General features: G+C 66.5%; 8 protein-coding genes. 2 read left to right on the top strand and 6 right to left on the bottom strand.

The genetic code is table 11. The annotated features are described in order from the left end of the window. Positions 1 to 16 precede the first annotated feature (16 nt). The 3 genes from AC6LKD_RS09070 to AC6LKD_RS09080 form a co-directional block, all read right to left on the bottom strand. A complete protein-coding gene (locus AC6LKD_RS09070; protein WP_498115955.1) occupies positions 17 to 1,135 on the bottom strand; it encodes a glycosyltransferase family 4 protein in 1,119 nt (372 codons plus the stop codon). Continuing rightward, positions 1,110 to 2,066, bottom strand: coding sequence for a glycosyltransferase family 9 protein (locus tag AC6LKD_RS09075; protein WP_498115956.1), 957 nt, complete (start codon positions 2,064 to 2,066; stop codon positions 1,110 to 1,112). The genes AC6LKD_RS09070 and AC6LKD_RS09075 overlap by 26 nt, the downstream gene beginning before the upstream one ends. Before the next feature lie 181 nt (positions 2,067 to 2,247). Then, the gene (locus AC6LKD_RS09080; RefSeq protein ID WP_013395321.1) at positions 2,248 to 2,598 is read right to left on the bottom strand and encodes a hypothetical protein; all 351 of its coding nucleotides are present in this window, start codon (positions 2,596 to 2,598) and stop codon (positions 2,248 to 2,250) included. Between the two features lie 305 nt (positions 2,599 to 2,903). On the opposite strand from AC6LKD_RS09080, the gene AC6LKD_RS09085 reads away from it, so the two are divergent. Then, positions 2,904 to 3,302 (top strand): PRC-barrel domain-containing protein, encoded by a 399-nt coding sequence (locus AC6LKD_RS09085; protein WP_013395320.1) that lies wholly within the window; start codon positions 2,904 to 2,906, stop codon positions 3,300 to 3,302. A gap of 143 nt (positions 3,303 to 3,445) precedes the next feature. After that, positions 3,446 to 3,652, top strand: a complete 207-nt coding sequence (locus tag AC6LKD_RS09090) for a hypothetical protein (protein WP_013395319.1) — start codon at positions 3,446 to 3,448, stop codon at positions 3,650 to 3,652. A 3-nt stretch (positions 3,653 to 3,655) separates the two neighbouring features. Here AC6LKD_RS09090 and AC6LKD_RS09095 read toward each other — a convergent pair whose 3' ends face one another. The 3 genes from AC6LKD_RS09095 to AC6LKD_RS09105 form a co-directional block, all read right to left on the bottom strand. Beyond that, on the bottom strand, positions 3,656 to 3,889 hold the full coding sequence (locus AC6LKD_RS09095) for a hypothetical protein (RefSeq protein ID WP_013395318.1): 234 nt from the start codon (positions 3,887 to 3,889) through the stop codon (positions 3,656 to 3,658). A 175-nt stretch (positions 3,890 to 4,064) separates the two neighbouring features. Beyond that, positions 4,065 to 5,828 (bottom strand): gamma-glutamyltransferase family protein, encoded by a 1,764-nt coding sequence (locus tag AC6LKD_RS09100; RefSeq protein ID WP_498115957.1) that lies wholly within the window; start codon positions 5,826 to 5,828, stop codon positions 4,065 to 4,067. 51 nt (positions 5,829 to 5,879) lie between these two features. After that, positions 5,880 to 6,890, bottom strand: coding sequence for a Bug family tripartite tricarboxylate transporter substrate binding protein (locus AC6LKD_RS09105; protein WP_498115958.1), 1,011 nt, complete (start codon positions 6,888 to 6,890; stop codon positions 5,880 to 5,882). Positions 6,891 to 7,017: the final 127 nt, after the last annotated feature.

The following is a 7,017-nucleotide window of genomic DNA, read 5'->3' on the forward strand; positions in this document are numbered from 1 at the left end:
CCGTGACGATCGTCCGTCAGCCGGGGCGCAGCGCGCGCTTGTACGCTTCCAGGGTGCTGAACATCTTGCCCGCCAAGCGGAAGTTCGCATCCGCGTAGGCGCGGGCGTTGCCGACCATGGCCGCAGTCTGCGCGGGGTTGCCGCGGATCTGCATGATGCGGTTTGCGTAAGCGGCGACGTCGCCCGGCGGCGCCAGCCAGCCGGTCTGGCCTGGTGTGACGATTTCCGGCAGCCCGCCGACATCGCTGGCGACCACGGGGCGCCGCGCCGCATAGGACTCGGGCACGACGCGCGACCAGGCCTCGGTGGCCGAAGGCACCAGCACCACGTCGGCGGCGCGGATCATTTCCGCAACATTGTTGCGATGGCCTGCGAACACCACATGCTCGGATATGCCCAGGTCGACAGTCAGTTGATGCAATGCATAGGCATAGGGCTTGGTACTGGCCGTGGGCATGCCGACCACCAGCGCAATGGCGGGCATGCCCTGGGCGCGCAGCTGCTGCACCACGCGCAGCAGGTCGGACTGGCCTTTCTCGGGGCGCAGCATGCCTATGGTGGCGATGACGCAGGCGCTGTCGGGAGCGCGCATGCCCAGAGCTTGCCGGGTGCGCAGGCGCGCCTGCGGCGTGTCGCCGGGCAGGAAGAACTCGTCGGCGGCCCATTCTCCGACCACGCTGATCTGTTCGGGGGCGGCCAGGCGCGCGGCCAGGATTTCCTGTTTGCCCAGCAGGCTGGTCGCGATGACGTGGTCGCAGCCGAGTTTCCATTCCAGCCGGCGCCGCGGCGAGGAGCGCATGGGCTTGGCGAAATGGCGCGTCCTGACGACCGCGCACAGGTCGCGGCACAGCGCGGCCGTCTTGCCGTCCGCCCGGCTGTGGCTGTCGATGATGTCGATGCGCAGCGCCTTGACGGCGCGGCGCAGCTTCAGGACCGTGGCGGGCGAGTAGGCGGAGTCGAAGGCGATGTCCACGGCGCGCAGACCGCGCTGCCGCGCTTCGCGCCCGATTTCGCTGTCCGCGGGAGCGGCAATGGCGACTTCGTAGCCGTGGCGTTGCAGCCATGCCGATTGTTCGAGGACGCGGAATTCCAGCCCGCCCAGGCTGCGTTCAGCCAACGTATGCAGGATGCGCATGATGCTCCAGGACTTTGCGGCAGGCGGCCAGCACGTCGTCGGGCGTGATGGCGTTGATGCCTTCGCGGGGATGGCGGGGAACGACTGCGGCGGAGTAGGGGCGGTCCCAGAACCACTCGGGATTGGACTCGTTGAAAACGCCGACATAGGGCACGCAGGCGCCTTGCGCGATATGCGAGGGGCCGCAATCGTTGGCCACGACCAGGCGCGCGCGCAGCATGATGGCGCTGAGCTCCGGCACGGAGCGGCAATAGGCGATCGAGAACTCCGGGCGCCGCAAGGTTTCGAGTTTGTCGCGTTCGACGGTTTCCTGTTCTCCCAGCACGAACAGGAAGCGGGTGTGCTGGCCCAGCAGGAGTTTGAGCCTCTCGGCCAGGCGCAGATAGTTCAGCAGGCTCCAGCGCTTGAACTCGCCTGAACCGCCGCCGGGTATCAGCACCACGTCGGCGCGCGGCGCTTCATCGATATGCGGGCGCGCCAGCGCCTGGAAGCAGCGCCGCGCCGCGAGCTCGGCGTCGAACCCGCGATAGGACGCCAGCAGGCGCAGATTGGCCAGGCCGATGTATTCGGCAATGTTCTTGCGGTGGCAATGCGTCCAGACCAGATCGCTTACGCGCTCGTTGCGAAAGCCGAAGCGCAAGGCGGGACGGCGCAGCAGATTGAGCAGGCCAAAGCGCTCGCTGCTGTGATGCAGGCTGACGCAGACCGGGGTGTTCTTCTTTAGCGTGCGCAGATAGTCGCCGAAGGTGGCGGCGCGCACGAACTCGTCGACCCAGGGCACGCCCCGGTAAAAGCCGGCCAGGTCGTCGCGGGCGACCACCCGGATCCGCCTGGACGCCCACCAGGTTTTCAGTTGATAAAGCGCCGGCAGGGCGACGATCTGGTCGCCCAGCCGAGGCTGGCTTCTGACATAGACAACGACTTCCGGCATGGGTGGCCTCGTTTGCGCGGCAGCGATTTTTCGGGGTCCAGGGACCGCTGCCGCGCAATGTATCGATCGAGTCGAACGAATCTTTCCGAGGTCTTTTAAGGAGTGTGAAGAACATGCCGGCGCTACTGCACAAAACTAAACAACCTTTTTGGCGGTTGCCAGTTCTGCCGTAGCGGCGGACTTACTTGGAGCCACCGGTGTTGGGATATCCCGCAGGCGGCGTGGCTCCGCCGCCCTTGGTGCCGGGCACGTTGTCGTTGGCCTCGCGGTGACGGCCCTGCTTGTCGGTCGTGTGCTTGTCGGACTTGGTGTGATCGCCCTTGTTCATATTGGGCGGATTGGTCGGCGTGTTGGGCGTCGCATTCGGCGCGGGCGGTATTTGTCCGGGAGGCACGGGCTGGTTCGGGGGAACGGCAGTGCCGTCGTTGGGGGTGTTGGAGGGCGAGGTGGGCATGGCGGACTGCGCCAGCGCACCGGCCGAAGCCAGTCCGGCGGACAGGGCCAGCGCGTAGGTAAGGGCTCGGATTTTCATGAATACGCTCCTATGTGGGATAGCGGGATGCAACCCGCAAGCGCCGTGCCCATTGCCACTTGCCTGATGGGCAGCTGCGTGCATGGGAAAAATGTACCGACCGCAGTCATCGGTGCGCAGTCCAAGGCAGCAAAATCGGCGCAACCGTAGCGTCGGTGCGCGCGGCAAGGGGCGCCTCGGAGATACGGGCGCGGGCGGCGCCCGATGGGCATGGCGCTTGCTGGAGTACTTGTCCCGGATCGGCGCACAGGGTGCCGCCGCAATCGGATTTCAACGTGGGGATCGGCCCCGCACAGGAGAAACGCATGGAGCATCAAACCAATATTGTTGGCGGGCCCAAGGACTCGGCAACCGGGCCTGGCCCGGAAGTCATGGCTGCGGACACCCTGGAGGGCAACGACGTCGTCAACGCGGCGGGCGAGGGGTTGGGATCCATCAAGGACATCATGATAGATGTGCCACGCGGACGAGTCGCTTATGCGGTGTTGTCGCGGGGCGGCATTTTGGGGATGGGCGACAAGCTTTTTGCCATTCCATGGGCGGCATTGACCCTGGACACGGACCGTAAGTGCTTCATCCTGAACGTGGACAAGGAGGTGTTGAAGAACGCGCCGGGTTTCGACAAGGATGATTGGCCCAGGATGGCGGATGAAAGTTGGGCGCTGAGCGTGCACAAGTACTACAACCAGGATCCCTATTGGTAAGTCGGAAGTGATGAAGAGGGCGGCTATCGGCCGCCCTTTTTTTGCGGCAGCCATCGCCTCACGGGGTGAACTGCCCAGGCCGCAGGCACGCCGCTTGCTGATGTAGCGGACTGCTGCATCCCCTTACTTCCAGGAGTAGCGTCATGGACAAGTTCGAACGCGAAACGACGGCGCCTTCCATCGAGATTTTGAGCGAGGGTGAACTCAGGGCGCGGCGCACGCTGGAAGCCGCGCGGCGTCTGCTCGACCCTCACGCGGAGCCAGCGGCGGCGACGGTCTCGCCGGTCGAGGCCGAACTCCAGCGCTACGTCAAGGAAGCGTATCGCCGGCGCTCATACACGTACGGCTGAGCATTAGGGCTGCTGCTCGTCCCAGACAGACATGTGCCGGTATTGTTCGGCGCGCGCCAGCGTGCGGTAGAAATCCGCGCCGACGCGTACCAGCCTTTCCAGTTCCTCTGGCGGCAGCCTCGGCTGCAGCGCGACCAGGCATTCGGCATAGTTGGCCAATACTTCGGGCCAGTCATTGAAGTCCCGGTCGATCGCTGGCGTGGCGATCATTTGTGCCAATAGTTCCTCGCGATCCATATGCATGTTCCGCAGCAAGCGCACTGGTTGCAGATACGCCTGCAGGTCTGCGCATCTAGTGGGGTATCTGGTGTTCACCAGCAATCGCTGTTCCCGCTCATTGCGCCCAGGCGGCTCGGCAGATGCAGCAGGCGTCATGCCTGGCCCTGTCGTGCGTTCGGGGCGCCGCGCCGACTTACCACCCCGCCGCGTAAGCCGGCCGGCGCGGGTCCGCCCCGCCCCAGCGCACGCCGCTGTCCAGGTCATGCCTGACCATGCAAACGGCGCCGGCCCGCCAGCTGTGGCCTTGCCACCATTTGACGGTATGACCCATTTCGGCAAGTTTTTCGCCCGCGCCGCGCGCGATCATGTCTTCGATCATCAGCCGGCCCGGCATGGCGTTGTGCGGTTCGAACGACGAGGGGAAGCTGAAGCTTGCAAAGCGCGGAGCCTCGACCGCCTGTTGCACGTCCATGCCGAACACCTCCATGTTCAGGAAGGTCTGCAGCATGGCCTGGCACTGTACGTCGCCTCCGGGCGTGCCGAAAGGCATGACGTATTGGCCAGGCCGGATGGCCAGCGAGGGGTTGGGCGTGAGCCGCGGGCGGCGGCCCGGCCCGATTGCGCAGGGGTGGCCGGCCTCGGCCCAGGATTGGCTGCCGCGCCCGGAAGCGCAGATGCCGGTTCCCGGGATGACGGGGACGTTGTAGGAACCGTCGCTGGGCGTGGCTGAAAAGGCGTTGCCTTCCCTGTCCACCACCGCCACGTAGGAGGTATCCAGGCGCGGATCCGTGCGCGCCATGTCTTCGGGGCCGGCGGCGCGCAGGTCGATATCGCGCGCCTCGGGCAGCGCGCCCGCCGGCGGCATGTCCGGACCGGCGCGATCCCGGGCGATCATGGCCAGCCGCGCGCGCGCATATTCCTTGGACAGCAAGGCCGCTTGCGGCACTTGGGCATGGCGCGGATCGGCGTAGTGCACCTCGCGGTCGGCAAAAGCCAGTTTGATGGCTTCGGTCAGCAGATGCACATAGGGGGCGGAGTTGTGGCCCAGGCCGCGCAAATCGCAGGGCTCAAGAATGTTCAGCATTTGCAGCAGCGAGGGTCCCTGGCACCAGAAGCCGCAGCTGTGCACCTGCGTACCGTGGAAGTCGGTGGACAGCGCCGGATCGACTTCGACGGAAAAGCCGCGCAGGTCCTCGTGGGTGATCAGCCCGCCTGCTTCCTTGTGATACTTGACGATGGCCGCGGCGATGTCGCCTTCGTAGAACGCGCGGCGGGCGGCGGCCAGGCCGGCCTGCCGGCCGTCGCCGCGATGGGCGCGTTCTTCGTCGGCCATGTACTGGATGCTGCGCGCCAGGTCGGCCTGGCGGAATATCGATCCCGCCGCTGGCGGCTTGCCGCCAGGCAGGTAGATCGCGGCGCTGGAAGCCCAGCGGGCGTAGTTCTTTTCGTTTTCGGCCAGCACCTCGGCCATCAGCGGGTACATGACGAAGCCCTCGCGCGCCAGCCGGATGGCGCCGGCCGCGACCTCGCCGAAGCCCATGGTGCCGAATCGTTCCAGCGCGGTGATCCAGGCGTCGGGCGCGGCCGGAATGACGGTGCGCAGCACGCCTGCCGGGATCGTGCCGGCGTGTTTTTCCAGGAAGGTCTCCAGGCGTGCGGCCTTGGGCCAATAGCCCAACCCGGAAATGCTCCACACCTTGCGGGTCTTGGCCTGGTAGACCAGGATGGGCGCGACGCCGCCGAAGTTGACGATGTCGCTCTGAACCACGCCCAAGGCGATGCCCGCCGCCACGCCGGCGTCGACGGCGTTGCCGCCCGCCTGGAGTACGTCCATGCCGGCCTGCGTGGCCAGGTAGTGGCCGGCCGAGATCATGTGGTTCAGGCCGGCCAGCGCGGGGCGCATGGAAGAGGGGGCGCTGCCGGCGGTCAAGTCGGGGGCGTGGGGGGAATTGGACATCGAGGTCTCCGGTCGGAACAGGTTGCTGCTGGCCTGCGCGGGTTCAAAAGGTCATTGCGGCTTGATGCCCAGCTTTTGCGTCACGTCTTGCCAGCGCTTGAACTCGGATTGCAGATAGCTGCGGAATTCGTCGGGGGAGCTGCCTTCCACCATCACGTCGCGCGCTTCCATGGCGGCGCGCACGTCGGCGCTGGACAAGGCGGTCTTGGTGGCTTTGTACAGGCCATCGACGATCGCGGGCGGCGTGCCCTTGGGCAATAGCAAGCCGTACCAGGAACCGCCGACCAGGTTCGGATAGCCGCTTTCCTTGGCGGTGGGAATCTCGGGCGCCCGGTCCAGGCGCTGGTCGCTGAAGATGGCCAGCGCCTTCAGCTTGCCGTTGCGGATGAAGGGCAGCGTGGTGCCCGGCGTGTCCAGCGTGTACTGCACCTGGCCGGCCATGACGTCGTTGAGCAGCGCCGCGCTGCCCCGGTAAGGCACGTTCGTGGTCTTGATCCCGGCATCCATGTTCAGCTGCTCGGAGAAGAAGAAGTTGGCGGTCATGATGCCCGGCGAGGCATAGTTGACCTCTCCGGGGCGGCTGCGCGCGTACTCCACCAGTTCAGGCAGCGTGTTGGGCGGGAACCCCGGGTTGGCGACCAGGATAAAGGGGCCGCCGCCGATGCGGGTGACCGGGATCAGGTCGTTCATGGGGTCGTAGGGCAGGTCCTTGACCGTGAGCGGCGCCCCGGTCAGCGGCGATGCCGTGGCGAACAGCACGGTGTAGCCGTCGGGCTCGGCCCGCACGACCTGCTGGGTCGCGATGGTGCCGCTGGCGCCGGCGCGGTTCTCGACCACGACGGGCTGCTTGAGTTCCTGGCCCAATTGTTGCGCCAGCATGCGCGCCACCGTGTCCGTGCCGCCGCCGGGTGGGTATCCGACGATCAGGCGTATCGGCTTGGCGGGCCATGCCTCGGCCAGCGCCGCGACCGGGTGTGCGGCGGCCAGCAGGCCGGCCAGGCCGCACAAGGCTGCGAGAGCGCGGCGGCGTGTAGGCAGAATGGCGAGTGCTCGAACAATCATGGATATCTCCTGGACTCTTCTTGCTGGCCGAGGCCCTGGCGGTCCCCGGCTGTTGTCGGATCGTGCGCGGCCCCAAGCCGAATCGGCCCGGCTGCGGCGGCGCAGCCGGGCCGTGGCGCCTTACTTG

The sequence above is a fragment of the Achromobacter sp. D7-1 genome, from assembly GCF_059760445.1.

Bases quoted from the DNA above. Each gene is read 5' to 3' on its own strand.
- AC6LKD_RS09085 (WP_013395320.1), top strand. From the start codon at position 2,904: ATGGAGCATCAAACCAATATTGTTGGCGGGCCCAAGGACTCGGCAACC.
- AC6LKD_RS09095 (WP_013395318.1), bottom strand. From the start codon at position 3,889: ATGGATCGCGAGGAACTATTGGCACAAATGATCGCCACGCCAGCGATC.
- AC6LKD_RS09070 (WP_498115955.1), bottom strand. From the start codon at position 1,135: ATGCGCATCCTGCATACGTTGGCTGAACGCAGCCTGGGCGGGCTGGAA.
- AC6LKD_RS09100 (WP_498115957.1), bottom strand. From the start codon at position 5,828: ATGTCCAATTCCCCCCACGCCCCCGACTTGACCGCCGGCAGCGCCCCC.
- AC6LKD_RS09105 (WP_498115958.1), bottom strand. From the start codon at position 6,890: ATGATTGTTCGAGCACTCGCCATTCTGCCTACACGCCGCCGCGCTCTC.
- AC6LKD_RS09080 (WP_013395321.1), bottom strand. From the start codon at position 2,598: ATGAAAATCCGAGCCCTTACCTACGCGCTGGCCCTGTCCGCCGGACTG.
- AC6LKD_RS09090 (WP_013395319.1), top strand. From the start codon at position 3,446: ATGGACAAGTTCGAACGCGAAACGACGGCGCCTTCCATCGAGATTTTG.
- AC6LKD_RS09075 (WP_498115956.1), bottom strand. From the start codon at position 2,066: ATGCCGGAAGTCGTTGTCTATGTCAGAAGCCAGCCTCGGCTGGGCGAC.